The organism is Azotosporobacter soli (assembly GCF_030542965.1).
Taxonomy (GTDB): domain Bacteria; phylum Bacillota; class Negativicutes; order SG130; family SG130; genus Azotosporobacter; species Azotosporobacter soli.
Window position 1 is genome coordinate 46,446 of record NZ_JAUAOA010000004.1, and the last position, 23,957, is coordinate 70,402.

General features: G+C 45.4%; 22 protein-coding genes. 17 read left to right on the forward strand and 5 right to left on the reverse strand.

Annotated features, from left to right (window positions below):
- Nucleotides 1-420 precede the first annotated feature (420 nt).
- From QTL79_RS05785 to QTL79_RS05795, 3 genes are all read left to right on the forward strand, one after another.
- Complete coding sequence (locus tag QTL79_RS05785) at nucleotides 421-969, forward strand: hypothetical protein (RefSeq protein WP_346354014.1); 549 nt, start codon at nucleotides 421-423, stop codon at nucleotides 967-969.
- Nucleotides 970-1,030: 61 nt separating this feature from the next.
- On the forward strand, nucleotides 1,031-1,369 hold the full coding sequence (locus QTL79_RS05790; protein ID WP_346354015.1) for a hypothetical protein: 339 nt from the start codon (nucleotides 1,031-1,033) through the stop codon (nucleotides 1,367-1,369).
- 49 nt (nucleotides 1,370-1,418) lie between these two features.
- Complete coding sequence (locus QTL79_RS05795; RefSeq protein ID WP_346354016.1) at nucleotides 1,419-2,099, forward strand: hypothetical protein; 681 nt, start codon at nucleotides 1,419-1,421, stop codon at nucleotides 2,097-2,099.
- 315 nt (nucleotides 2,100-2,414) lie between these two features.
- Here the strand turns inward: QTL79_RS05795 and QTL79_RS05800 are convergent, their stop codons facing one another.
- The gene (locus tag QTL79_RS05800; RefSeq protein WP_346354017.1) at nucleotides 2,415-2,540 is read right to left on the reverse strand and encodes a hypothetical protein; all 126 of its coding nucleotides are present in this window, start codon (nucleotides 2,538-2,540) and stop codon (nucleotides 2,415-2,417) included.
- 202 nt (nucleotides 2,541-2,742) lie between these two features.
- Complete coding sequence (locus QTL79_RS05805; RefSeq protein WP_346354018.1) at nucleotides 2,743-3,642, reverse strand: LysR family transcriptional regulator; 900 nt, start codon at nucleotides 3,640-3,642, stop codon at nucleotides 2,743-2,745.
- Between the two features lie 1,156 nt (nucleotides 3,643-4,798).
- Between QTL79_RS05805 and QTL79_RS05810 the strand changes: the two genes are divergently transcribed.
- The 5 genes from QTL79_RS05810 (at nucleotide 4,799) to QTL79_RS05830 (ending at nucleotide 11,362) form a co-directional block, all read left to right on the forward strand.
- On the forward strand, nucleotides 4,799-5,692 hold the full coding sequence (locus QTL79_RS05810) for a hypothetical protein (protein WP_346354019.1): 894 nt from the start codon (nucleotides 4,799-4,801) through the stop codon (nucleotides 5,690-5,692).
- Between the two features lie 11 nt (nucleotides 5,693-5,703).
- On the forward strand, nucleotides 5,704-7,695 hold the full coding sequence (locus QTL79_RS05815; RefSeq protein ID WP_346354020.1) for an AAA family ATPase: 1,992 nt from the start codon (nucleotides 5,704-5,706) through the stop codon (nucleotides 7,693-7,695).
- 121 nt (nucleotides 7,696-7,816) lie between these two features.
- Nucleotides 7,817-8,989, forward strand: a complete 1,173-nt coding sequence (locus QTL79_RS05820; RefSeq protein WP_346354021.1) for a hypothetical protein — start codon at nucleotides 7,817-7,819, stop codon at nucleotides 8,987-8,989.
- Nucleotide 8,990: 1 nt separating this feature from the next.
- The gene (locus tag QTL79_RS05825; RefSeq protein WP_346354022.1) at nucleotides 8,991-10,130 is read left to right on the forward strand and encodes a hypothetical protein; all 1,140 of its coding nucleotides are present in this window, start codon (nucleotides 8,991-8,993) and stop codon (nucleotides 10,128-10,130) included.
- A 473-nt stretch (nucleotides 10,131-10,603) separates the two neighbouring features.
- Nucleotides 10,604-11,362, forward strand: a complete 759-nt coding sequence (locus tag QTL79_RS05830; protein ID WP_346354023.1) for an HpcH/HpaI aldolase family protein — start codon at nucleotides 10,604-10,606, stop codon at nucleotides 11,360-11,362.
- Nucleotides 11,363-11,491: 129 nt separating this feature from the next.
- Here the strand turns inward: QTL79_RS05830 and QTL79_RS05835 are convergent, their stop codons facing one another.
- Nucleotides 11,492-12,148 carry a carbonic anhydrase gene (locus QTL79_RS05835; protein ID WP_346354024.1) on the reverse strand — a complete coding sequence of 219 codons (657 nt, stop codon included), beginning with the start codon at nucleotides 12,146-12,148 and terminating at the stop codon, nucleotides 11,492-11,494.
- A gap of 320 nt (nucleotides 12,149-12,468) precedes the next feature.
- Between QTL79_RS05835 and QTL79_RS05840 the strand changes: the two genes are divergently transcribed.
- From QTL79_RS05840 to QTL79_RS05880, 9 genes are all read left to right on the forward strand, one after another.
- The gene (locus QTL79_RS05840) at nucleotides 12,469-13,299 is read left to right on the forward strand and encodes a transporter substrate-binding domain-containing protein (RefSeq protein ID WP_346354025.1); all 831 of its coding nucleotides are present in this window, start codon (nucleotides 12,469-12,471) and stop codon (nucleotides 13,297-13,299) included.
- Between the two features lie 135 nt (nucleotides 13,300-13,434).
- The gene (locus QTL79_RS05845) at nucleotides 13,435-14,175 is read left to right on the forward strand and encodes an amino acid ABC transporter ATP-binding protein (RefSeq protein ID WP_346354026.1); all 741 of its coding nucleotides are present in this window, start codon (nucleotides 13,435-13,437) and stop codon (nucleotides 14,173-14,175) included.
- A 27-nt stretch (nucleotides 14,176-14,202) separates the two neighbouring features.
- Entirely contained in the window at nucleotides 14,203-14,868 is a 666-nt protein-coding gene (locus QTL79_RS05850) for an amino acid ABC transporter permease (protein WP_346354027.1), read from the forward strand.
- A 122-nt stretch (nucleotides 14,869-14,990) separates the two neighbouring features.
- Entirely contained in the window at nucleotides 14,991-15,620 is a 630-nt protein-coding gene (locus QTL79_RS05855; RefSeq protein ID WP_346354028.1) for a DsbA family protein, read from the forward strand.
- A gap of 215 nt (nucleotides 15,621-15,835) precedes the next feature.
- Complete coding sequence (locus QTL79_RS05860; RefSeq protein ID WP_346354029.1) at nucleotides 15,836-16,525, forward strand: Crp/Fnr family transcriptional regulator; 690 nt, start codon at nucleotides 15,836-15,838, stop codon at nucleotides 16,523-16,525.
- A 161-nt stretch (nucleotides 16,526-16,686) separates the two neighbouring features.
- Complete coding sequence (locus tag QTL79_RS05865; protein ID WP_346354030.1) at nucleotides 16,687-17,610, forward strand: SAM hydrolase/SAM-dependent halogenase family protein; 924 nt, start codon at nucleotides 16,687-16,689, stop codon at nucleotides 17,608-17,610.
- A gap of 130 nt (nucleotides 17,611-17,740) precedes the next feature.
- Nucleotides 17,741-18,703, forward strand: a complete 963-nt coding sequence (locus QTL79_RS05870; protein WP_346354031.1) for a metallophosphoesterase family protein — start codon at nucleotides 17,741-17,743, stop codon at nucleotides 18,701-18,703.
- 171 nt (nucleotides 18,704-18,874) lie between these two features.
- Nucleotides 18,875-19,675 (forward strand): transporter substrate-binding domain-containing protein, encoded by an 801-nt coding sequence (locus QTL79_RS05875; protein WP_346354032.1) that lies wholly within the window; start codon nucleotides 18,875-18,877, stop codon nucleotides 19,673-19,675.
- 193 nt (nucleotides 19,676-19,868) lie between these two features.
- A complete protein-coding gene (locus QTL79_RS05880; RefSeq protein ID WP_346354033.1) occupies nucleotides 19,869-21,278 on the forward strand; it encodes a methyl-accepting chemotaxis protein in 1,410 nt (469 codons plus the stop codon).
- 110 nt (nucleotides 21,279-21,388) lie between these two features.
- On the opposite strand, the gene QTL79_RS05885 is transcribed toward QTL79_RS05880, so the two are convergent.
- A complete protein-coding gene (locus tag QTL79_RS05885; RefSeq protein WP_346354034.1) occupies nucleotides 21,389-22,213 on the reverse strand; it encodes an RMD1 family protein in 825 nt (274 codons plus the stop codon).
- A 21-nt stretch (nucleotides 22,214-22,234) separates the two neighbouring features.
- Complete coding sequence (ggt, locus tag QTL79_RS05890; RefSeq protein ID WP_346354035.1) at nucleotides 22,235-23,938, reverse strand: gamma-glutamyltransferase; 1,704 nt, start codon at nucleotides 23,936-23,938, stop codon at nucleotides 22,235-22,237.
- Nucleotides 23,939-23,957 lie beyond the last annotated feature (19 nt).

Genomic DNA, 23,957 nt, shown 5'->3' on the forward strand with positions numbered 1-23,957 from the left:
ACGGTCACCATTGGTCTCTTTAAGAAAGAATAATCCCTTCTTAAAGAGACCAATGGCAGCGACTTTTTCGGACTGGTTAGGACGAGTCCCGAATCGCAGTTCGCTAGTCCAGATTAATAAAATGAAAAAACAAAAGAGTTCCTGCGTCTGATTACGCGGGAACTCTTTTGTTTTTGTCTAAGGAGAAAGGACTTTCTTTGGAAGAAAAACGGAAGTACGGCGATGCAAAAGGTGAAGACCGAGTGAGGACTGAAAGTCTGTATAAATGCCGCTTGACTTTTATTCGAAAGAGGATATAGTATGATAATATAAAACCTGTACCCGATGTACTGTAAATGAAAATATGGTACAAGCTTTCCTGCAGCAGAGTAAAAGGTAGCCTATGTTTTAAAAAAACGCCAAATGACAGGAGGAAAGAAGATGAAAAAAATCTGGATCGCCTTCGCGCTGTTTTTATCATTCAGCGTTGTCGGCATGGGGAGCGCGTCGGCTTTTCCGGCGCCTGGGACGTTGCCGCCGCCAGATATGGCGCAGCTGGTGAAAGACGTTTTACATGACCTGGTGGCTTCGGGGACGATAAACCAAAAACAATCCGATACGGCACGGGATTATCTCAAGGAAAACGCTTCTGATCCCAGAAAAATCGACCCGCGCAAGATGGTCGACGATATGATGAACCTCGGCCTGACCGATAAGCAGGCGAAGGCGATCATCGAGGCGCTTCGCCCGCCTAAGCCACCCGGCTTGCCCGCTTCGATAGATGAGAAAGTGAAGAGTACGCTCGGGGAGATGGTCGACTCGAAAGTGATCACGCAGGCGCAAGCCGATCAAGTGAGCGATTATCTGAAAAAGAACAAACCCGGCCCGCTTGGAGAGGATGACGCAGCGAAGCTTCTCCGCGACCTCGAAAGCATGGGCTTGACCGAACAACAGGCACAGGCCATTCGCGACAAGGTGTTTCGTCGCTGACGTTTTTACCCGGAGAAACCGATCGGGATGCAGCATACGAACGAAAGAGGAGGGGGCAATTATGTCGATATCTTCGATCAGCCAACAGGCGGCGCAACGTTTTAGCACATACGGTTTTCCAAGCAGAAACCAAAATCAGGATTCTCTCAGTCCACAGGAAAAAGAACAATTGGCCACATCGACAAACCGCAACATGCAGACTTCGGCGCTGTTGATTTCCGAAGACAGTACGGAAAAGAGCGAAAGCGCGAAATCTGAGAAAAAATCTGATAAAAAATCCAAGGAAGAAGCGCTGGTGGCGGAGCAGAATCTCAATAAACAGGGGACGGTCCTGGTGAACGGAAGCAATGAAAGAAAGCAAAGAGGCATCGATGCCACCGGCATCGATATACGGATATAAGACAAGGGGGAAAGGCTTACTGTGAAACAGGCCAGGCAGGGAGGCAATCGTGATGCAAGGAATCGATCTTAATGCGCTGGAAAAAGGAAAATTCATTCAAGTTAACCAGAGCCAGTTCAAGAGTCTTATGAGGCAGTGCGTCACGTCGGACCGGTATCGTAAGGCCTATGTGCGAATCGACTGGGATGTGGTCTTTGCAGATGCGTATGAAAAAGAGAGGAAAGAAGACCTCGTACTTTTTCAGGTCTATGTAGGAGACATGGTCAGTAACGAACCGATTCGTCCGGAAGGATGGAACTGTCTGGTCCTCGGCGATGTCAAAGCCCCCTGGGTCGATCTGAGCAATCCGCTTTCCTGCGCTGAAGGCGGCTCCTTCATCGTCATCGGGAATGTGGAATGCGAACATTTCAGCAACCACTGGGGAAAGATCGTCATCGTGGACGGTGATCTCGTCGCGCATAAACTCCTGTTGAATGCGTTTGAGGATGCGTCTTTGGTGGTGACGAGGAACATCCGGACGGAATATTTCTTCGGCCGGGAGAGCGGCGCTGTCGTAGGCGGAACCGCGCAGATGGCGTACGGCAACGGATATTGCGAGGCGATCGGCGGCAAAGGAACGATCCAGGCGAAACAGGATGCGCAGCGCTCGTATGCGTTCCTCGGTTTCGAAGAGGCGAGCGCGCGGGAGACCGACGTCTGGGATCGCATCCGAAGGGAATATGAAGAGTAGAGAAGGCGACAAAAGCTTCTGCTCGCCTTGCTGCGGAGACGACCGGGAAATCAATGGTTGAAAAGCTAGGCAAAGGGACAGAAAAAGCGGCCGATATCCTTAAAAAAAGGATGCCGACCGCTTTTTATTTTACTGAGATAAAAAGAGTTTGCCTTGCAGGAGAAGGCAGCCTATGCCATCATCCATAGTGCGTTTGGCTCTAGGAAAATTCGATTTTGGCGTCAGGCGGCATGTGGCGTCTGGAGGTGCTGCGTGCCTGCGCCCATCTGTTTGGGTGTTATCGAAAGTCTGAATCTGGAAGGCTGCGATTTCTGATCAAGAGAACAGCCGGTGGCAAGTGTGCAAAACGATAGCGAGAAGCAGCAGTGAAACCACACTTCCTATGCCTAGAATCCAAATATCTTGGTTGCCATCTGTAGCTGTTTTTTCCATATCGCTCATAGTAGGCCTCCCTATCAATCCACATATTCGGGTATTTGTACCCTGTTTCATGAGTTTAGTGTACAATGAGCGGTCGGGTTAAGTACAACACCCCTTGTACATGGGCCTATGTATGAAAGATATGACCTCGTAGGCGTAAAAGAAAAAGCCAAAGTCCGATATATCTTTGCTTTAAGCTATAGGTGATGCATAGATGCTTGTATTATAGATTATTCTTTAAAACATCAAAGTGATCCAAGGTGAACTTCATCCATAAGCGCGTCATTCTCGACAGATAGCCGTTTGCTTTCCAGGCCAGAGCCAAATGCCACGGTTTGATTTCAGTAGCCAAGGGAAGGCACTTCACTTTGGTCGGATCCAGTTTTTTGCAAATTTCTGATGGAACGAAAGCGACGGCTAAATGCGATGCGACGATTTCCACCATGAAATCCCATTGCATCGTTTCGCAAACGACATGGGGAATAAATCCGTGCTCCTCGCATTTTTCCAGGATGTGATCACGTAGTGTGAAGCCTTCGCCGTAAAGGACAAACGACTCTTGTTGCAAATCCTTAAAGTCGACGATTTCTTCTTTTGCCAAGCGATGGTCGATATGACAGACCAGCCGCAACGGGTCGTTCAACAAAGGGACATGTTCCAATTCTGCCTTGTTCAAGCTGGGCAAGACGATCACGCCGATATCGATGCTGCTTTCGATCAAGCCTCGTTCTACTCTGCGCGAGCCGATTTCAATCAAGTCTATTTTGATTTTAGGATATTGAACGTTGAACCCGCCAATGATGCGAGGGAAAAGTGCGCTGACCATAGGCGGTATGCCTATTTTTATTACACCGCTTGGAATTCCCGCTAAATCGGCCATTTCTTCACGAATGTTGTCAATGATCGTTAAGGCATCTCTAGCCTTTTTAATCAACAACTGACCGGCTTCTGTCAAGATGACTCCTTTAGAAGTGCGTTCGAATAAGGAAATCCCCAATTCGTTTTCCAAGTTTTTTATTAACTTGCTGATCGTGGATTGCGATACATATAAATTTTCGGCAGCTTTGGTAAAGCTGCCCGTTTGAGCCACTTCAGCAAAATAGACTAAATGGATAATTTCCATTTCAGCACCTCAATCGTAAATACATATTTGGCAGCGTGAATTTCGACTGTATAGCATGAGGCGGATGCAGCTTCTTTTTTGAAAGATAACTGCCTGATGATCGCGTTTATAGGATACCGTCTGCATTAGCACAATGGTTATAGTTTTCGGATGAGAACCAAATTCTCCTTCTTTATCTGGTGGAGGCGCGTTCTCTCTTTCGCTGACGAACGCATTTCGTTCTTGAAAAGGACGTTTGCACACTAAATGATTCGACTGTTGCTTGTTGAGCAGATTTATCGAGCGTTTAAAGAAGTATTATTGGTAACAGAAAAAAGCGGTCAACATCCTTGTAACAGAGGAATGTTGATCGCTTTTTATTCATTATTATGGAAGGAAGTTACAATGTGAAAAGAGAAAGTGTTTATAAGATGTGACAAGTTTGATGACTTTGGCAAACCAAACTTGAGAGTGATGTGATGATTAATTCGCTTTGTCCCTTTCGCCGTCGCAATTTCTTCAAAACTATCGGCGCTCGTCGATCGCTATTGCCATCCATGGCGCGCTCGACACTAGGCGCATCCAGCGCTGTCGCGGGCGGACATGGGCGCAGTAGCCTGCGGTGATGGAATGCCCGCATCAGAAGGCGTCCATGGTCAAACGCTATGCCATCCATGGCGCGTTTGACACTAGAAACATCCGGTTTCGTCGCCAGCCTGCGGCGTGACGTCCTGACGTTCCATCCCCCTTGCCTGCCGCTTCCTGTCCGCTCGTCCTCGCGCCTACTTGTTTTGAAAAAACGCGGCGGCGGGGATGGTGGGGAACGGGAATGTTGGGATGAGGTCGGTGATTTTTTGTTGTGGTGATTGAGGGAAATAAGTCAATTTATTAAATAATGCAAGCCTGACCCCGAGATTCCATTAAATAATGCAAGCCTGACCCCGAGATTCCTGACCCCGAGATTCCCCGTCTACATGTTTTGAAAAAAAGTGGCGACGGGGAGGGTGGGGAACGGGGAGCTTGGGAGGCGATTGATGATTTTGGTTGTGATGATTGAGGGAAATAAGTCTATTTATTAGACAATGTAAGCTGAAATATCTTAGAGATTCCCAATTGGTCGGAGCTTCGTAAAATCTCAATTTATTAAGTTTATTTATGAATTTAGGAGTGAAAATTAATGATTAGATTAGAATTTATGCAAAAATCGCTACTGAATCGAGAGAAAGAAGTGGAGGCTTTTTGCGTAAATTTATATCATTCGATTCAGAAAAAAAGGCGTGAAGAATTAGATGAATGGAGTTCTAAATATCTCCCTATAGGTGCATTTATTGGCAAAAAAAAAGTAAGTGAATTTCCGTTTTTAGAAATTATGATTGCAGATTTTAAAACTCTTTGTAAACTAAGACGGCATCTTCGAAAAAGGTCTATAAATATGGAAAAGGATTTAAAGAAATATCTGATAGATACAGCATATAAAAAAATCAATCATAAAGAATTTACACAAATTCTAGGAGGAACGGTATGTCCGTATTGCAACAGAAATTATATCAATTCAACAAATTCATCTACTACAAGTCAGTTTGACCATTTTTTTAATAAGGATAAATTTCCCATTTTTGCGGTGTCATTCTATAATTTAATTCCTGTATGTCCTAGCTGTAATAGGATAAAACATGTTCATGATTTGTCTTACTCTCCATATGATGAATCTGTTTCTCCAGATCAAATGTATTCTTTTAACTACTACATTAAAGGAATCGGATATATGAGAGATTGCAAACAGATGAAAATAATTATAGATGAAAAAGCAGCGTCTAAAATGCGGCGTAATAAGGAAATTTTAAAGTTGGAAGCTTTATATCAGATTCATGGTGATGTTGTAGTCGAACTGCTCAAAAAAAAACATATCTATACGCGGGAATATCTTATGTATATTAAAAATAGATTAAATTTGCAAGAGAGCGATATTAAGCGAATTATTACATTTGCTTATACGGATGAGGTAGACTATGGAAAGAGAACATTATCTAAATTTATAACAGATATTAGTAAAAATATTAAGCTGATCTAGAGAGGGTTGACATGAAATTACTTGGTTTAATTGTAAAATCTTATGCGGGTCTATTAAGTGAAGAAATATTTTCATTTACTGATGAATATAATATTTCTTTTGACTTCGAGACCGAGTTTTTGAAAATTGAAAAAAACAACAATTACATACCGGAGTTGTATGGAAAAACTATTTACAACATTACACCCGTAATAGGAGGGAATGGTAGTGGGAAAACCACGATATTAAATATGTTGGGAAGAAGGATGCTGGAGAGAATTTCATACTCTATAGATGACACAGGAAATAATACAGATCAGTATTTCCTGTTATTTAATTTTCATAATAACGTTTATTATTTGGAATCTATACATTTCTGTCCGAGAAATATCAAGAGATTCTCTAGTAAAGCTGGGATTTTCAATATATATTTTGAAGACGATAGAATAGGATATAAAGAAGAAAAAGAAAAAGAAAAAGAAAAAGAAAAACATTTTAACGATTCGATAATTTACATTAACAATTCATATTTATATGCTTTAAATGATAAATCACTTGTAAATAAAGGTGATGATATGGAACAATTTGTTCCAAGGGTAATTAATGGCGTTCCTTCTTTAGCTCAACTCTATGATACATATATTGATTTGAATAATGAGGGGATTTTGTATTCGCCTTTAATTATACAGTTTAAAAAAGGAGAGTGGTTTCAAGGGGAAAAGGGAACTTTTCAGCTTTCACCAATTAAGAATGAAAAAATAAAGCATATAAGTGATTGTCATCAGTATATGCCTGAGAACATAGAGGATTTTTATCTCCATTTGTTTAGTGGTGTTATAGAAGCGTGTTGCAATATTTGTAAAAATATTAGTAAAAATGATAAGGAATTTGATTATTCATTTTCAAAATTTAAGAAACAACACAAAAGTGGCAAATTTCGTTCGCGTGAACAATTTAAAAAGGTGTGTTCTGAGTTTCAGAAGATAATACCAAATGATAAAGACCTGTTTAAAAAATATGTAAATTATCTTTCTGAATTATTTCTAGCTTTTTATGATATTAGAGGGCAAGTTACAACAGGCTATAAATTCTTTAGTATTACATTTTCCAAAGGGAAGAAGGAGGAATTTAGTGCGTTTCTAGAAGCATATGATAAACTCAAAGAATTTGCTGCTTATATAAAACAAGCTTGGGAGGTGAAAAATGACTTAAATAAAGTGCAAGAAGATTATATATATGACGATTTACTATCATCCTCTAGAAAGGATTTAGGGACTTGGGTGTATGAGGCAATGCCGTTTGAGATTAATAAACTTGAAATGGCTACTGGTGAACAAAATATATTAAATTTAGTGAGTATTGCTACCGGTCAATTGAAAAAGTTTTGTTTACAGCAACCAGGATGGTCTTATAGTCTAAATAAAAATTTAATAGTACTGATAGATGAGATAGAACTTAATATGCACATTGAATGGTCACGAAGGATGATTGGATTTTTGAAAAATTATTTTGATAAGATGAAAATTAAAATTTTTGATCAGGAAGAAATATTCTATAAAACCAATAATACTATACAGCTTATCTTTTCAACCCACTCTCCTTTTATGCTTTCGGATATTGTGAATCAGAATATAATTTTACTAGAGAAACAGGGAAAGCAGATAAAAACTGTTCAGGCTATATCCAAAACTTTTGCTCAAAATATCCAAGAAATTATGACTGATTCGTTCTTCGTAAAAGATTATTGGGGAGAATATGCAAAAGAGTTGTTGGAAGAAGTAATAATTGCATTGCAGCCAGAATACAAAGAGAAGGTTTCAGAAGAAAAGAAAAAGAAAATGGTTTATGTTATACGCCAAATCGGAGAGCCTTTGTTAAGAGATAAACTTATGGAAATGTATCAAAAGAAATACTATTCCGAAACCGTTGAAAAGAAAGAAGTAGTTCAACGAATAAAGGAACTATATGGAGAATTTGACAGTAAGGCTATAAATGAAATAGAAAAAATGTTTCATGAAACATAACTTTTTAGGGAATTAGGGGGCGGTCATTTTTGAAATTATAAATCAAACGATACGATTATTTATGGTTGAATTAACCTATGGCGGAATCTAAAAAAGTTATATGAAAAGGTTGGAGGATTTTATGAAAGTTGTAGATATTCAAATAGATAAAAGAAGTGACTGCAAATCGGTATTAACAATTATGACACTAGACGATTACAAAAAGGTTGCGTATCAAGCTTTTATTGCTGATGGCAATATGGAAGGGCAAAGAGGTGTTATTAAAAAATCATCGGCTGCTATGAAAATAAGGAAAAGGATGCAAACTGATTTTGTTAATGGTGCAGTATTTCCACAAGTAGTAATTGGTGCATTAAATATTTCTAAAGCTTTTAATATTGGCGACATCATTTCTATTTCGGATTTTGATTTAGAGGCTATTTCGATTATTGATGGTATGCAAAGAAGTAATATATATTTTAATAACATTGATGGGAATGAAAAAAGAGAAATCAGAGTGGAATTTTGGATAGCTGAAGACAGTATACAATTGTTGTACAGAATGCTAGTGCTTAATACAGGACAAATGCCATGGAATACACGGAGACAAATAGAAGTTGTTTTTTCAAATCTATCTAAAAATATGACAGAAATGCTGTTTGCGAAATATAGTGATTTAATAGGAAAAGTTGATATTTATGGGATTGACGATGCTAAACAAAGACGAGAGGCGGGTAAATATCATAAATCTGATATTATTGAAGCATATCTAGCGTTTAATACTAGAAATGTAAAGGTGAAAGTTTCGGATGAGTTGGCAGATGAATTTCAACGTTTCGATATGATGGAAACTATTGAGAAACCAAAAAGTTTGGATTTTTTTGTTGATACATTAGCAATGATGTGCAAATTAGATCTAGCATTTGCAAAATTTTCAATGAATGATAGTGAGGGACAATTTAGAGAGGGAAGAGATATTTTTGGCAGTGTAACAGCTTGTATAGGCTTCATCGTAGCTGGTGCAGAATTTATAATGGGGAAAAGTTCAGTTGATAGAACTGTTGAAATACAAGAAGAAAAGGCCAAAGAGTTTGTTGATAAAATAGAGGAAATCATTCGAAAAACTGAAGAAATGGCTTTGGTAAATACCGAGGACTATTTAGGAAGGGACACTCTGAATAGAATATGTAATGGTTTACCGAAGTCGAAAATTGGAGATGAATTACGAAGACTTTTTAAGAATGCTTTTATGAGCATGATTAGATATGATGGATTTACAGAACTTCCTGATCTTGCAGACTTTTGGAGAGAATAAAATGAGTAGAAATGTAAACAATATTCAAAATGTTATTCAGGAGAAATTAAAAGAAGGTGTTGATGAAGAAAATAAAAAAAGAATTTCTCCTGCAAAAAAACGTATTCATTTAAGCCAGAAAGAATATACTATTATTGAAAACGCAAAATTGCATAAAAAGCAAATTGATGGATTAGGTTATGCAGCGTATGTTGAATTTGAAAATGAAAAGTATTTTTGTTTGATAGCTAAAAAAATTGAAGAAGGCGCGTTGGATTTTGAAGTTATAGATGATGATGAATTAAATACTGGCATCGGTATATTACTAGCAGGTGAAAATTGTATTGAAATACGGGATGAAATTACTTCGTTAGATATAATTGAAGAGTGCTTAGGTTTAGAATGCGAGAATGAAGAAACTTGCGTAGATATAAAAGCAAAATTGATTATAGAGAGTTTCTTTGAATATTATCAAGTATATATAATCCCAGAAGAATATAAAGAGTTTCAGTATGAAGAAGATCTAATTAGAAATTTTTTTTATGCTACCATTAAAAGAAATATTTTGTGCGCAAATGAAATCACTTCTGAGAATTTGAAAAAAATATTATTGTTAAAAAGTAGCAGAAGCATTTTGCCAACATTATTAAATATGTGTGGGTTAAAACGGCGTTCACATCTTTTTTTAGAAATATATAGATGTCTGGAATATCTATATATCATAATAAAAATTCTAGAATGGAAGAGTAAACATGATATAGCTCTTTTAAGTCTAGTTGATTTAGTTTTAAAAGAGAAACTAAGGTTTCCGGAGAGAGTAAGTATAAAAGAACTTGTGTTTAATTATGCACACCAAGATATTATTGATAAATACTATAACTATATAATGGATAAAGATTCTGATGTAAAGCCAGAAATAGAAAAAAATAAAAAGGCAGAAAAAGTTGCGGATTATATATATTCTCAAAGATGTAGTATTGCACATTTTCAATATAAGCAGGAAAAAACGATTTGTGATGAACGTTTAATTGAACAATTTAGCCTTATCACAGAGCTTGTTTATGCGGTTTTTGAAAATTTAGATGTGAATATAGTTGAACTGTGCGAATTGACGAAGGTATGGGGAAAACCTTTGACGGAAGAAGCAGCTGGGACGGCTTGAAAGCACTAAAAAACAGGAGCATTGCAACTAATCAAGAGGCTTGTGAAGGTCATTTCTGGATTAAAACAAGGGGGAGACATACATTGCTTTCCGTCCTCCGTTCCCCCAAGCCCCGCGTCAGCGGTTTTTCCAGAACGTTTAGGACGAGGACAGTCAGGCAGGAAGTACAGGACAAGTCTGGCCGCGTAGGCAGCATGGACGCTGCCTACGAGCGAGCGTCAGGGATGACGCGTTCGCGAGGGATGCGGCCAGGCGCAGGCGTGTACGACTATGCCTGACCCGCAGGCCGTCGTTCAGGTAAAACCACTGACGCGGAAAGAGCTAAAGGAAGCAAATAATCACAGCATGATCAAGTTGAATTTGCAAAAGCAATGAATGACGTTCTGAATTGCAAACGACGCAGCCTCCGCAAGAGAGACAAGGGGGTGCGTTTTTTTTACTGAAGAATAAACAAAAAAGGGAGCAACGCACACATGTACAAAAACCCTCTGAAAGAAAAAATACGCACCTGCGAACCAATATCCGGCTGCATGATCCAAGGAGCTTTCCCAGCTTTCGTTGAAATCTGCGGCCTGGCCGGATTCGATTTCATCTTTATCGATGCCGAGCATGGCGCGCTTTCGACGCGCGACTGCGAGGAACTGGTGCGGGCGGCGGAGGTGCGTCATACGGTGCCGCTCGTTAGAGTGCCGAATGCCGCGCCGGACACGATCCTGCGCTTCATGGACATCGGGGCGATGGGCGTGATACTGCCGGGCGTCTCGGCGAAAGAAGAGGCGGAAGCGGCGGTTCGCGCGGTCAAGTATTATCCGGAAGGAAAGCGCGGTCTGAATGCGGTCAGGGCTTCGGACTATGGGATGACAAAGCCGCTCGCGCAGTATGTGGTCGATGCCAATCGGGAAACGGTGGTGTTGGCGATCATCGAGAATACGAGCGCGCTGGAGAATCTGGCGGAAATTCTCGCGGTCGACGGGCTCGACGGGGTGATCCTCGGTACCGCGGATTTGTCGCAAGCGCTTGGCGTACCGGGACAGGGGCAGCATCCGAAGGTGCAAGAAGCCTATCAAACGTTTCTAAAGGAAGGGTTGAAAGCGGGCAAAGCGATCGGCGCAGTGGTGCGACCCGGCGAAAGCGTGCAGGACTATCTGGATGCGGGGGTATCGATGCTGATCACGAGCGCTTACTCTCTTTTTGCCAAGGAAGCGAAACGTTTCGTTAGCGAACTGAAATAAATTTGTTTCTTACGCGGGCCGCTGCAATGCATGCGTTTTGCCGTTTGCCCCGCATGTGGGAAGATAACCGACTGAGCGTGAAAAGCGGTCAACACTCCTTAGCAAAGAAGGAGGTTGACCGCTTTTGCTTTATTTGAAGAAGGTAACCTGACCTGATTCGAGGTGGTATTTAGCGCCTACCAATTGAACGCCTTCCAGATGTGCGATCACGGGATCGCTGCGCAGCGAGGCGATCATGTTGATGACGTTGGCATCGGCCGCGGCTTCGTATAGGTTCGCAGCTTTCTGCTCTTTGGCGACTGCGACTGCGGGTTGGATTTTGTCGGCGATTGCCTTAATATTAGGCGGAAGGTCGCCGCCGTCAAGCGCAGCCTTCACCGCGCCGCATTTTTCGTGGCCCAGGACGACGACCAGCTTGGCGCCAAGATGTTCTACGGCGTATTCGACGCTGCCGAGTTCGATCGCGTCGAGGACGTTGCCTGCGACGCGTACGACGAAGAGATCGCCCAGGCCTTGGTCAAAGAGGAGTTCCGGAGCGACGCGCGAATCCGAACAGGTGACGATCACGGCAAAGGGATGTTGTCCTTTGCTTAGCTCGCTCCGTTCGTTCTTGCCGATCTTCCGGTCGGCATATTTTTCGGAGAGGAAACGCGTGTTGCCGTCCGCCAGCATTTTTTCTGCGGTTTCGGCCGGGACAAAGGACGCGGGGGCGGACGCCAGAACCGAGCTGATGATGGAAAGCACGAAGAAAAGGGTGAGCAAAAGGGGAAGGTACCGTTTACGCATCGTTTCGTCAACTCCTTTAATACGATTTGCTGATTCCGCTTCGACGATGCAGAGACGGTTTCCTGCCGTTTAAGACTATGAATTAACAAAAAATTTACAGCTGCTCGTAAATGAATGCGCATTGTTTTGCGCCGCAGGCGTTCCTGCACAGAAAAAGAAGCAGGCGCATGGCGCAGCGTCGTTTTGAATGGGGTTGACAAAAATGCAGAAGATATCTACCATTAACTATAGAAAATATTTATAGAATTAAAAGATTTTGGATATGTTCATGAATTCGCTTTAGCTACGTGGATGTATTTGAAACATCAAAGGAGAAGAACATGAAAAAAATTATCTTGGCAGTAGCCGCTCTTTGTATCATGGTAGTCACGGCCGCCTGCGGCAACACGGAAAAGCCTGCAGCGACGCAGGAAAAAGGAGCCGCGCCGACCGAAATCATCGTGGCATCCGGTTCGTCGTCGATTCCGAACAGTTATATTGAAAAAGGCGTGCATAAGGGGCACGAGGTCGATATCTGGAATGCCATCGCGGCGAAGACCGGCTTGAAAGTCACGTTTGTGACCGGCGAGTTCAACACGCTCTTCGGCTATCTGGATTCGGGCAAGGCTGATACCGTGGGCAATACGATCACGCTGAATGCGAAGCGCAAAGAAAAGTATGATTTTTCGGAGCCGTATGCGTACATCCCCGAAAAATTGGTGGTGCATTCGGATCGAACCGACATTAAAAAACTCAAAGACATCAATGGGATGAACTGCGGTTTTTCGGCAGGCTCGAATGGCGGCAATCTGTTCCAGCAGATTGCGAAAGAGCAGGGCATCAAGATCAACATGGTCGCGTATGACAGCTCGGAGTTGCTGGATGAAGCCTTTCGCCAAGGCAAAGTGGATGTCATGATCTTTGCCGGAGCCGAGGTCGCATATAAGATCAACAACAAAGTGCTGGATGCCAGAATGGTGGAAGAAAATATTGCGGTTGGCGCGAAAGCGTATCCGTTTGTAAAAGGCAATGCCAAGTCGGAAGCGTTGAATAAGATCGTGACAAAAGCGATTAAGGAAATGCAACAGGATGGTACGCTGGAAAAAATATATATGAAGTGGTATGGAATGGATTTCAGCAAAAAACCGGAGAGCGGTAAAATAGCGGAGTAAGTATGCGAAACAAGTTGCCGGCCTGATGCTGCTGTTATGGCGAGGGCAGGCAACTTGTTTTCTCATAGCGTAGAAAAAAATACCGTGCCGATTGCCGAACCATTTTGGCAACCGCACAGTCAAGTGAGAGGGCAAATGATTAAAGTAGAGCAGTTAAAAGTGCAGTTCGGCGAAAACGTAGTCTTGAAAAACGTCGATGTTCAAATAGAAAATGGCGAAGTCGTTGTCTTGATCGGTCCGTCAGGCAGCGGAAAATCAACCTTTCTGCGCTGTTTGAATTTCCTGGTCAGGCCAGTGGAGGGCCGGATCAGCGTGGATGGAGTTACGCTGGATGCCAAAACGGTCTCGAAACGGGAGATTGACCACATCAGGCAGAAAACGGCGATGGTCTTTCAAAATTATAATCTGCTTAAGAATATGACCGCGCTGCAGAACATCATGGAACCGATGGTGACGGTGCAAAAAATAAGCAAAAAAGAAGCCGAAAAAGTGGCGTTGGGCCTGCTGGAAAAGGTGGGGCTTTTGCAGAAAAAAGATGCCTACCCCAAAGAAATGTCGGGCGGGCAACAGCAGCGAATCGGAATCGCGCGCGCGTTGGCGGTCAATGCCAATGTGATTTTGTTTGACGAACCGACCTCCTCGCTCGATCCGGAGTTGGTCGGCGAAGTCCTGGGCGTCATCAAGCAAGTGGTGGCAGAGCATAATAAGACGATGCTGATCGTGACGCATGAAATGAATTTTGCCCGCGAAGTGGCCGATCGGATTCTCTTTTTAGAAGACGGTGCGATTACGGCGATGGGAACGCCGCAGGAAATCTTTGAAAACGGCGCAAATGAGAGAATCAAAAAATTTATCAATACGGTCAGTGCCAATTAAATAAGAAGATGATATGAGGATGAAGCGATGAATTTTGATGTTGTATGGTTTGTTAGCCTGTTTCCCATTGTCCTGCCCGCGCTCGAATTGACGATTAGCATGTCGCTGCTGTCGCTGCTGCTTACCGTCTTGCTGTCGGTTTTCATTTCGATTATCCGGCACTTTCGTCTGCCTGGACTGTCGCCGTTCTTCGGCGCGTATATCACTCTTTTTCGCGCAACGCCGCTCGTGGCGCAGCTCTTTATCCTGTATTTTGGTCTTCCTTCGCTGATTCCGGCGATGAAGTCGATGAGCGCCTTTCAGACAACCGTGCTGGCGTTGACGTTAAACACTTCGGCGTTTATGTCCGAAACGCTCAGAGCGGCGATCGAATCGGTGGATGAGGGGCAGATCGAAGCCTGTTACTCGATGGGCATGACGCGCTACCAGACGATGGTGCGCGTGGTGCTGCCGCAGGCTTTCGTCGTCGCGCTGCCCTCGCTTGGCAACCAGTTTATCGGCATCATCAAAGGCACCGCGCTCGGCTTCACCGTTGGACTCGCCGATATCATGGCCCAGGCAAAAATCGCAGCGGCGCTCGATCTTCGCTTCTTCGAGGCTTATTTATGCGTCACGCTGATCTATCTGCTGCTGGTGATTTGTGTTGAAAAAATGCAGAGCATACTGGAAAGACGGCTGCAAAAATTCAGTTAAGGACAGTCTGTTTGATTTGCAAGACAAGGGAGTGCGTATTTATTTTAATCAGCAGGTCATTTCTAATCTTTGAAGAATGCTAGTAGCATAGAAACAGCGTTATGAAAAAGGAGCTTACTGGCATGAAAACCAAGATCTATTATGTTATGGACACGATGTGCGGCTGGTGTTATGGCTTTAGTGACGTAATAAGCCAAATTCATGCGGCGCATAAGGATAAATTTGATTTCACGGTTGTGCCTTCCGGGATGTGGGTTGGCGGGCATGTGCAGAAAATGAACAGCGCTCTGGCTGCGTTTATGAAAACGCATAATGTGACCATTGCCCAACTGTCCGGGAAAACGTTTGGCAGTGCGTTTGAAAAAAACATCCTAGAAAAAGAGAATTTCGTTTTAGACAGCCTGCCTGGCGCTAAGGCGATGCTCGTCATGCAAACGCTGCAAAAAGAGAGTCTGTTCGAATACATGAAAAAAATATATCATGCCTTTTATGTGCTGGGCCAAGACGCGAATGATTGGCAGGTTTATGCGGAGCTTGCACTTTCTTTTGGCATTGCGAAGGATGTTTTTGAAAAAGAATATTTTTCGGCTGCGCAGGGAAAGAGCGTGCAGGAGAGTTTTGCTTTCGCGCAGCAATTAGGCGTGTCGACCTATCCCAGTGTGGTGGCAGTCGTGGATGGGAAGGCGCACTTACTTTCACAGGGGTATAAAACGTTCGATGAAGTCAATGCAGCAATTCGCAACTATCGCTAAGCGGTAGGTAAGAGCAGGGGAAAATAAGAAAAATAGCCTTTTCAATGGCAAAGACGCTCCTGCGCGAGATAAAGCAGGGGCGTTTTTCGTATCTTGACGGCAGGTGATGTGGGCTTGCTTGGAGAATGAATCTCAAAATATTTAATAAAAAGGACATATGACCTTTTTATTAAAGGGAGAAATAGATAGAATCAGATAAAAGAAGAGAGATTGAGGTGTTGAGAAAATTGCTTGACCTCTTTAAACCGCAAGAGAAATTAGCTGAATTCTTGAGCCGGGTTCCTAAGGAAATAAAAGAACGGTGTCTGGTAAAAACGATCGCGGCCGGAGAAGCGATTACGCAAAAAGGCGAACCGGTAAATTGCGTTTATATCTTGATTCATGGCGATACACGGGTTATCAACGAATTTCCGAATGGGGAACGGTATAGTTTCGCACATTTGACGCCGATTAGTTTTATCGGCGAATTAGAAGTTTTTGCGGAGGAAGAGGCGTATGCCTGCAATGTGGAAGCCGAGACGGACTGTGAAGTGATGATCGTAGTCCGGGAAGATTTTGAGAAATGGTTGAAGCTGGATGCGGAGTTTTTGCTTACGGTTGTTGGCGTTCTTGCGAAGAAGATGTATATTTCATCCTTTGAAGCAGGAGAGATCAAGTTTTTTTCGGGTATTCGAAAATTGCAGGCATACATTGTGAAATACTGTAGGACGATCAAAGAGGATGAACAGTTTTTAATCAATAAGAAACGACAGCAAATTGCCGACGAAATCGGCACAAGCGTTAAAACGGTCAATCGGAATATCGAAGCGTTAAAAGAAAGCGAGATGCTGTCGGTGAAAAAAGGAAAGATTTATATTACAAAGGAGCAGTATGCAAAGATGGTTGCCGTCCTGGAAAGGTGCTAAAGCTTGCAGCTTTACCAGTTAGGTTTCTGATTCGGAGCATGCCTTTTGATAGACGCCTGTAATAAAGCGCGGAAAAGGAGGGGGAGCGTAGGCGCTGGCGCAGACGTAAAATCCAGTTTTTTTCATAACGTAATAAAAAGAATAAATCGAGGAGGGCTTTTATGATGAAGTTGAATCGGGTAGCTGCAATCGTTCTTATCCTATTGGCGGTATTTTCGACAGGTGTGTTGGCGCAGGAAGCGAAGGGTAACGCACTGGTGCTGCAAACGGACTTCGGCTTGAAAGACGGCGCGGTAAGCGCAATGAAGGGTGTGGCAATCGGCGTTGACGCGGATTTGAGGATCTTCGATCTGACGCATGAAATTCCGGCGTATAATATTTGGGAAGCGTCATATCGCCTGATGCAGACGGCATCGTACTGGCCTGCGGGTACGGTTTTTGTTTCGGTTGTCGATCCTGGCGTAGGAACGGATCGCAAGTCTGTTGTTGTAAAAACGAAGACAGGGCATTATTTCGTAACGCCGGACAATGGAACGCTGACGTTGATCGAAGAGTCGATGGGCATCAGTGAAGTGCGGGAAATTGATGAAAACATCAATCGCCTGCCGGGTTCCAGCGATTCGTACACGTTTCATGGCCGCGATGTTTATGCCTATACCGGTGCGCGTTTAGCGGCAAAAGCGATCACGTTTGAGCAGATCGGACCTGTTGTGAACCGCGAGATTGTTAAGATTGGGTATCAAAAAGCTGTAATGCAAGGCGATGCCGTCTTGGGCAATATTCCGATCCTGGATATCCAGTACGGCAATGTCTGGACGAATATTGACAAGAAATTGATCGACGCACTGAACATTAAAAAGAATGATCTGCTGAAGGTGGAAATCTACAACAAAGGAAACCGGGTCTACCAGGGCACGATTCCTTACGTGAACAGCTTCGGAGACGTACCGGACGGAAAGCCGCTGGCATATGCCAACAGTCTGATGCAGCTTTCCTTTGCGCTGAACATGGATAGCTTCTCTGCTGTTCATAAAGTATATTCGGGTCCGGAATGGACAGTTAAGGTACAAAAAGTAAGTAAATAAAAGAGAAACGGTAAAAAGAGCGTGGCGCGTACTGAAGCGTGCCATGCTCTTTTCCGTTGCGCTCAAATGTTTTCAGGGAAGGGTTTTTCGCACTTGTAGAAAATAGAATAAAAATAAGGAGGTGGATGCGTTGCTGAAAAAAGGCGCGATTTTATTTCTCTTCGTATGGGGACTGCTGGCGCTGGTTTCCTCGCCATGCGTGGCGGCGTTGCCAAGCGTGCAGGATTATCAGCGCATCGTCGTGCTGGGCGATCCGCATTATCCGACGCGGCCGCAAAATACGGACGCGGCGCTAAGCTTGGAACTTGTCGAAGCGAAGCAAAACGCAGTGGACGAGATCAATTCCTGGGACGATGTGGCGCTGGTGGTCGTGGTCGGCGATATCGTCGCGGCGCAGGGGACGGAAGAGGAATATGCCGAGGCCAGGGGATTTATTGAAAGAATCAAGAAACCGGTTGCCGTGATTCCGGGCAATCATGATCTCATTTATCGGGACGAGCCGAATGTGAAAGGAAAGCTGCAGCGTGCAGCGGCAAAAGAGCGGGAAATGAAAGTGGAACGCTTCAAAACCGCGTATGGCTTGGAAGAGGTATATTACAGCAAAAAAGTGGGCGATTACCTGCTTCTCTTTCTCGCGCCGGATAGGGCAGACAGCAAATATCTGTGCGAGATTTCGGAAGAGCAGTTGGCATGGCTGAAAAAAACGCTGGCGGAAAATGCTGCGCTGCCGACGCTGATTTTTTTCCATGCGCCCTTAGCCGGTACACTGGCGGACTATAACAAGGAAGTCAATACGGTCAATTTTATTGCGCAGCCCAAGGCAAAGCTCGATGCGATCATAGAAAGCAATCCGCAGATTGTGGCCTGGGTTTCCGGTCATACCCACACGCCAGCGAGCAATCCCAGTTTTGCTGCGCCGCTGAATCTCTATCAGAATAGGGTCTGGAACATACACAATGCCGATCTGGATCGAAAAACCATTTGGACGAATTCGCTATATCTTTATCCGGAGCAGGTGGTGGTAAAGACGTACAACCATAAGACGGGGCAGTTTATCGATGCGGATCAAAGAATAATAAAGGCGAAGCCATAAAATGGCGGCGTTGTCGCCTGGATTGACAAGGTAAGACGGATAAACTATGATATGGGATAAGCAGGCAACGGAGCCGATTCAAGGACACTTGGATCGGCTTTTTGCGCCTTGAAAACGGAAAGCCGCCAGGGCAAGGCTTGGCTGGCTTCTATGTAAGAAAGGATGATAAAGATGAAAAAATGGATGGTATCGATGCTTTTTACGCTTTTGGCTGTTTTTTCGCTCGGGCAAACGACTTTTGCCGGCGAAACGCCTGCGGTTTCGCAGTCGCGTCTGGAATTGATTCAAAAACGGGGCTATATTTTGATCGGCACAACCGGAGACTACAAACCGTTTTCCTACTATGACGCTGAGGCGAACACGTATACAGGCTATGATATTGATGCCGCGTTGCTGTTGGCGCGCGATCTGGGCGTGGAAGCGAGATTTGTCAAAACGACTTGGCCGACCTTGCTGCGCGATCTGCTGGCGGATCAGTTCGATATTGCGATGGGCGGGATTACCCGGACGTTTGAACGGGAAAAGAAAGCGCACCTGTCGCATGGCTATATTCCTTTCGGCAAAGCGGCGTTGATTCGCGGCGTAGATCAGGAAAAGTACGTCAGCCTTGCCAGCATTGATCAGTCCGGCGTAAAGATCGGCGTCAATCCGGGCGGTACGAATGAGAAATTTGTCCGCGCCAACATCAAGAACGCGGAAATCATCGTTGTGACGAATAATCTGGCGATCCCGAAAATGGTAGCAAACGCGCAGGTGGACGTGATGATCACGGACAGCATCGAGGCGCTGCGTTATGCGAAAGAGGATGCGAGTTTGTTTGCCGCCTGCACGGAGCAGCCTTTTACTTCCAACCAGTTCGGCTATCTGATGAAGCACGGCGAACAGGACTTCGCTAATTTCGTGGACATGTGGATGGAAGAAATGGTGTTAAAGAAAGAGTTCGACGGCTTGCGTAAAAAGTGGATTGATTAAAGAACGAAATGAAATAGCGGTCATAATCCGTCAGGAATGGGGATTATGACCGCCTTTTTTGTAGTAAAATGATTATTATATGGAAGGAAATTACATTTGAAAAGAGAAAGTGTGTATAAGATATCTTGTTTTTAGGACGAAGAACAGACAGCCATCGCAATTTGCTAGGCAGAAAAGGAGGCGGGTCAGGAATATGTTTGATTACGTCAGAGGTGCAAAACAGCGAGGTCAGAGCGACAGTTTGCGTATGCTTAGCGAAGGCCTGGAAAAACTTTGCGCCGGAGAAAAAGGCGTGGAGTTTGGCCTGTCGGAAGCAGATCCGCTTTTTCCGATCGCCTGTTTGGTAAAGCAACTGTCGGCAAATGCAACGAAACAAGCCGAAGAACAAGAAAGCATGAACGCCAAACTGTCGATGGATCTCAACCAGAGTGTGTTTCTTGCTTTGGCAAGCGGCGATAAACTGAATGAGGTTGCGGAGCAGTTTGAACAGCAGGCGGAAAGCATTCAACAAATCGCCGGCGTCGTAACGCATCTTACGCAGTCGGTTTGTGATTTGGCCGATTCTGCCGCGCAAACTTCGGAACAAACAAAGACGGGCGAAGACTCGATGCAACAAGTAAGTTCGCGGGTGGAAACACTGTTTACGGAAACCGAGAAAGCGCAAGGGCAGCTGGGCGTGATGACGCAACGCGTCAACGAATTGTTGGCGGCCACGGCGCATATCGATAATCTTGTCGCCGTCGTCAGCAACGTTTCGGGACAAACCAATTTATTGGCTCTTAATGCGGCGATTGAAGCGGCGCGAGCGGGTGAGCAGGGGCGCGGTTTTGCCGTGGTGGCCGATGAGGTGCGCAAGCTGGCGGAACAATCGAGCCAGTCCGTAGCGGAAATCACCCATCATCTTACTTCGATTCGTAAAGAAGTCGAAAACATCAACAATAATTTCCACGAAATGGACAGCTCGTTTGTCCAAAACTTTGCGGCGGTGAATACGGCCAACCAAAGTGTGAAAAACCTTCAACATGCTTTTTCGCAAATCGGAGTCGCAGTGCATAACCTGGCGCCGGTAATAGAAGAGCAGACGTCTACGTTTGAAGAAATAACGGCCACGGTGGAAGAAGCGTCGGCGCGATCCACGCAGATCAATGAGGCCACCCAAGTTTGCAACCAGGACTTGCGCGGCGTATTGAACAGCTTAAATAAATTGCGTAGCGACATAAGTGCGTCCGGCATCCGATTTACGTCGACGGAAATCATCGAGTTGGCCAAAACGGATCATATGCTCTGGAAGGCCAATGTCAAATATATGTTGCGTGGCCTTGTGACGTTGGAAGAAGAAAAGGTAAAAGACCACCATATTTGCCGTCTGGGAAAATGGTATTTCGGCAGCGGTCAGCAAAGCTGCGGTCATCTGGAGGCGTTCAAGGAATTAGACCGGGTTCACGCACAGTTTCATCAGAGTTGTGCGGCCGCGATTCGCCTCTATCAGCAACGCGATTTGAACGGAGCCAGACTGTCTGTGAGGGGAATTGAAGAACTGTCTGCAGAAGTACTGAATATGTTGGAGACGATAAAACGAAGCGTTGCTACCGAAAAAAGATAAACGCTAAGAAGAAGCTGATGAAAACAGGAAATGGCGGGGCGTAATAGCTTGACGTTAAGAGCGAAAAAAGGCAAGGCTTCCGAGTAGAGAAGCCTTGCCTTTCTTATATTTTAGCGTTTTACAAACATTTCAATCAGCGCCAGAACGATTTCGATCGCGATCAGTACGATGATCGCCCATTCCAGCCGGTTGCCGCGTTTTGCGTGCGCCAAGTCGGCAAAGACCTGCGTGATGTCCATCAGCATTTCGGTCTTATGGCGCATGATTTCATAACGGCCGGTCAGTTCGAATAGCGTGCACAGCTCGTCAAACAGGGCGTTGGCTGCTTCATTGTTCCAGGTGATTTTCGGCTTGTCCAACAGCATGATATAGGATACGGCGGCCAGTTTAAAGCCTAAGATGCGGGCCGATACTTTGGCCAACTGGTCATCGGACACGCTAAGCCGACCCTGGCGCAAGTTCGCGACGATTTCTTCGATTTCATCGACCAGAATATCGACTTCCGCTTCGATTCGCTCCACCGCCACCGATTTTGCCAATACCGTGGCGACAATGTCGCGGTGATAGGGCTGTTCCGCCTCGGTAATCAGATAATCATTGCTGATGCCTGGCGGCTCTTGGTTACTGACCTGGATTTCATATTCGTCGCTGTGATCCAACTGCTGCACATGCGCCAGGGATTTTTCCACCTGAGAGAAATAGCGGATCAAATCCATGATCTCATGGTGCTGGCAATTTACGAAGACAATCGCGCCGAACGGATAAACATGAACGGATTTATCCGCCGGTTCGCGCAGGATGCCGCGGAGTGAGCTCGCCGTCAGCAACAGCGAATCTTCCCAGGTGAAACGTCGGTCAATGCCGAAATGGGCTGCTAATTTATTTAAGCCGATTTCATTGGTCAACGCGGCTGCCTTAAAGCTGGCTAAAGCCATCGCCATCATCCTTTTTCTTTATTAAAATTCATTGCGCGGATCGCTGGCGCCGTACATAATATGTTTTTGCTGATCGATCATGATCGCATTGACGTCGCCCATCGGCGCTTTAGGAGCGATCTTGTAACCCATCTCAGTCAGTTTGTTGATGACGTCCTGGTTCAGACCGTTCTTTTCGATGCGGATTTCATCCGGCAGCCACTGCATGTGGATGCGCGGCGCATCGACCGCTTCGCGGATGTTCATGTCAAAATCGATCACATTGAGGATGACCTGCAGTACGGTGGTGATGATCCGGGAGCCGCCGGGGCTGCCGACGACCAAAACCAGCTGGCCGTCTTTGGTGACGATGGTCGGCGACATCGAACTGAGCGGACGTTTGTACGGCGCGATTGCGTTGGCATCGCCGCCGACCAGACCGTATAAGTTAGGGACGCCAGCCTTAATCGAGAAGTCATCCATCTCGTTGTTTAGCAAAAATCCCGCACCGGCGATCGCTGCGGCGCTGCCGTAATAGTCATTGATCGTATAGGTGACCGAAACGGCGTTGCCCTGTTTGTCGACGACCGAATAGTGCGTGGTATTTGTGCCTTCATGAATCTGGGGATTGCCGGGGCGGACTTCGCTGGAAGGCGTTGCTTTGCCCTGTTCGATTTTAGCGCGGATTTCTGCCGCATAGCCTTTGGAGGTCAGTCCTTTGACGGGAACGTTGACGAAGTCCGGGTCGCCCATGAATTCGGAGCGGTCCGCATAGGCGCGGCGCATCGCTTCGGCGATGACGTTGACGGCGGCGGAGGAATTATGACCCATGGCTTTCAGGTCGTAACCCTCGAGGGTATTGAGCATTTGGATGATGTGCGTGCCGCCGGAGCTGGGCGGAGACATCGAGATGATCTGATAGCCGCGATAATCGCCTCGTACCGGTTCGCGCCAGATGGCCTTGTATTTGGCGAGGTCATCTTTGCTGATGATGCCGCCGTTGGCGGCCATGTCCGCGGCGATCCGGTCGGCGATTTCGCCTTTGTAAAAGGCGTCAGGACCGCCTGCGGCAATCGCGCGCAGCGTGCGGGCCAGGTCCTTTTGAATCAGGAGTTCGCCTTCTTTGTAGGTGGAACCGTCCGCTTTAAGGAAATAGCTGCGGCTGGAAGCGTACTGTTTCAGACGGGATGCATGCTCGACAAAGGTTTCCGCTTGCCGGGCACTGATTGCGAAGCCGTTTTCCGCGTAGGGGATTGACGGTTCGATCAGTTCTTTTAACGACTTGGTGCCGTAGCGCTGCAGGAGAGCGCTCATGCCGGCGACGGTGCCGGGAACGCCGGCGGCCAGGTATCCGTCGGTGCTGGCTTTCGGAACCGGGTTGCCGCTGGCATCGAGGTACATGTCGCGGCTTGCTTTGCCGGGAGCCATTTCACGAAAATCCAAAACGGCATCCTCACCGGATTTTAGATGAATCACGGCAAAGCCGCCGCCGCCGAGATTTCCGGCGACAGGGTGAACGACCGCCAACGCGTAGCCGACAGCCACCGCGGCATCAATCGCATTGCCGCCGTCTTGCAGGACCTTCATGCCGATTTCGTTGGCAATTTTTTGCGTGCTTAACACCATGCCATCCGTCCGTTTTTCCGGTCGGAATGATGCGGCCTCGACGATGCCGCCAAGCGGGCAGATCAGCGTCATGAGAATGGCAGCCAGACAGAGTAAGGAGACAATCTTGTTATGTTTCAATAAAAGCACCTCCCGTTAT

What these genes read in the sequence shown, in the direction of transcription:
- QTL79_RS05785 (WP_346354014.1), top strand. Translation starts at nt 421, where the DNA reads ATGAAAAAAATCTGGATCGCCTTCGCGCTGTTTTTATCATTCAGCGTT.
- QTL79_RS05790 (WP_346354015.1), top strand. Translation starts at nt 1,031, where the DNA reads ATGTCGATATCTTCGATCAGCCAACAGGCGGCGCAACGTTTTAGCACA.
- QTL79_RS05800 (WP_346354017.1), bottom strand. Translation starts at nt 2,540, where the DNA reads ATGAGCGATATGGAAAAAACAGCTACAGATGGCAACCAAGATATTTGG.
- QTL79_RS05805 (WP_346354018.1), bottom strand. Translation starts at nt 3,642, where the DNA reads ATGGAAATTATCCATTTAGTCTATTTTGCTGAAGTGGCTCAAACGGGC.
- QTL79_RS05810 (WP_346354019.1), top strand. Translation starts at nt 4,799, where the DNA reads ATGATTAGATTAGAATTTATGCAAAAATCGCTACTGAATCGAGAGAAA.
- QTL79_RS05815 (WP_346354020.1), top strand. Translation starts at nt 5,704, where the DNA reads ATGAAATTACTTGGTTTAATTGTAAAATCTTATGCGGGTCTATTAAGT.
- QTL79_RS05820 (WP_346354021.1), top strand. Translation starts at nt 7,817, where the DNA reads ATGAAAGTTGTAGATATTCAAATAGATAAAAGAAGTGACTGCAAATCG.
- QTL79_RS05825 (WP_346354022.1), top strand. Translation starts at nt 8,991, where the DNA reads ATGAGTAGAAATGTAAACAATATTCAAAATGTTATTCAGGAGAAATTA.
- QTL79_RS05830 (WP_346354023.1), top strand. Translation starts at nt 10,604, where the DNA reads ATGTACAAAAACCCTCTGAAAGAAAAAATACGCACCTGCGAACCAATA.
- QTL79_RS05835 (WP_346354024.1), bottom strand. Translation starts at nt 12,148, where the DNA reads ATGCGTAAACGGTACCTTCCCCTTTTGCTCACCCTTTTCTTCGTGCTT.
- QTL79_RS05840 (WP_346354025.1), top strand. Translation starts at nt 12,469, where the DNA reads ATGAAAAAAATTATCTTGGCAGTAGCCGCTCTTTGTATCATGGTAGTC.
- QTL79_RS05845 (WP_346354026.1), top strand. Translation starts at nt 13,435, where the DNA reads ATGATTAAAGTAGAGCAGTTAAAAGTGCAGTTCGGCGAAAACGTAGTC.
- QTL79_RS05850 (WP_346354027.1), top strand. Translation starts at nt 14,203, where the DNA reads ATGAATTTTGATGTTGTATGGTTTGTTAGCCTGTTTCCCATTGTCCTG.
- QTL79_RS05855 (WP_346354028.1), top strand. Translation starts at nt 14,991, where the DNA reads ATGAAAACCAAGATCTATTATGTTATGGACACGATGTGCGGCTGGTGT.
- QTL79_RS05865 (WP_346354030.1), top strand. Translation starts at nt 16,687, where the DNA reads ATGATGAAGTTGAATCGGGTAGCTGCAATCGTTCTTATCCTATTGGCG.
- QTL79_RS05875 (WP_346354032.1), top strand. Translation starts at nt 18,875, where the DNA reads ATGAAAAAATGGATGGTATCGATGCTTTTTACGCTTTTGGCTGTTTTT.
- QTL79_RS05880 (WP_346354033.1), top strand. Translation starts at nt 19,869, where the DNA reads ATGTTTGATTACGTCAGAGGTGCAAAACAGCGAGGTCAGAGCGACAGT.
- QTL79_RS05885 (WP_346354034.1), bottom strand. Translation starts at nt 22,213, where the DNA reads ATGGCTTTAGCCAGCTTTAAGGCAGCCGCGTTGACCAATGAAATCGGC.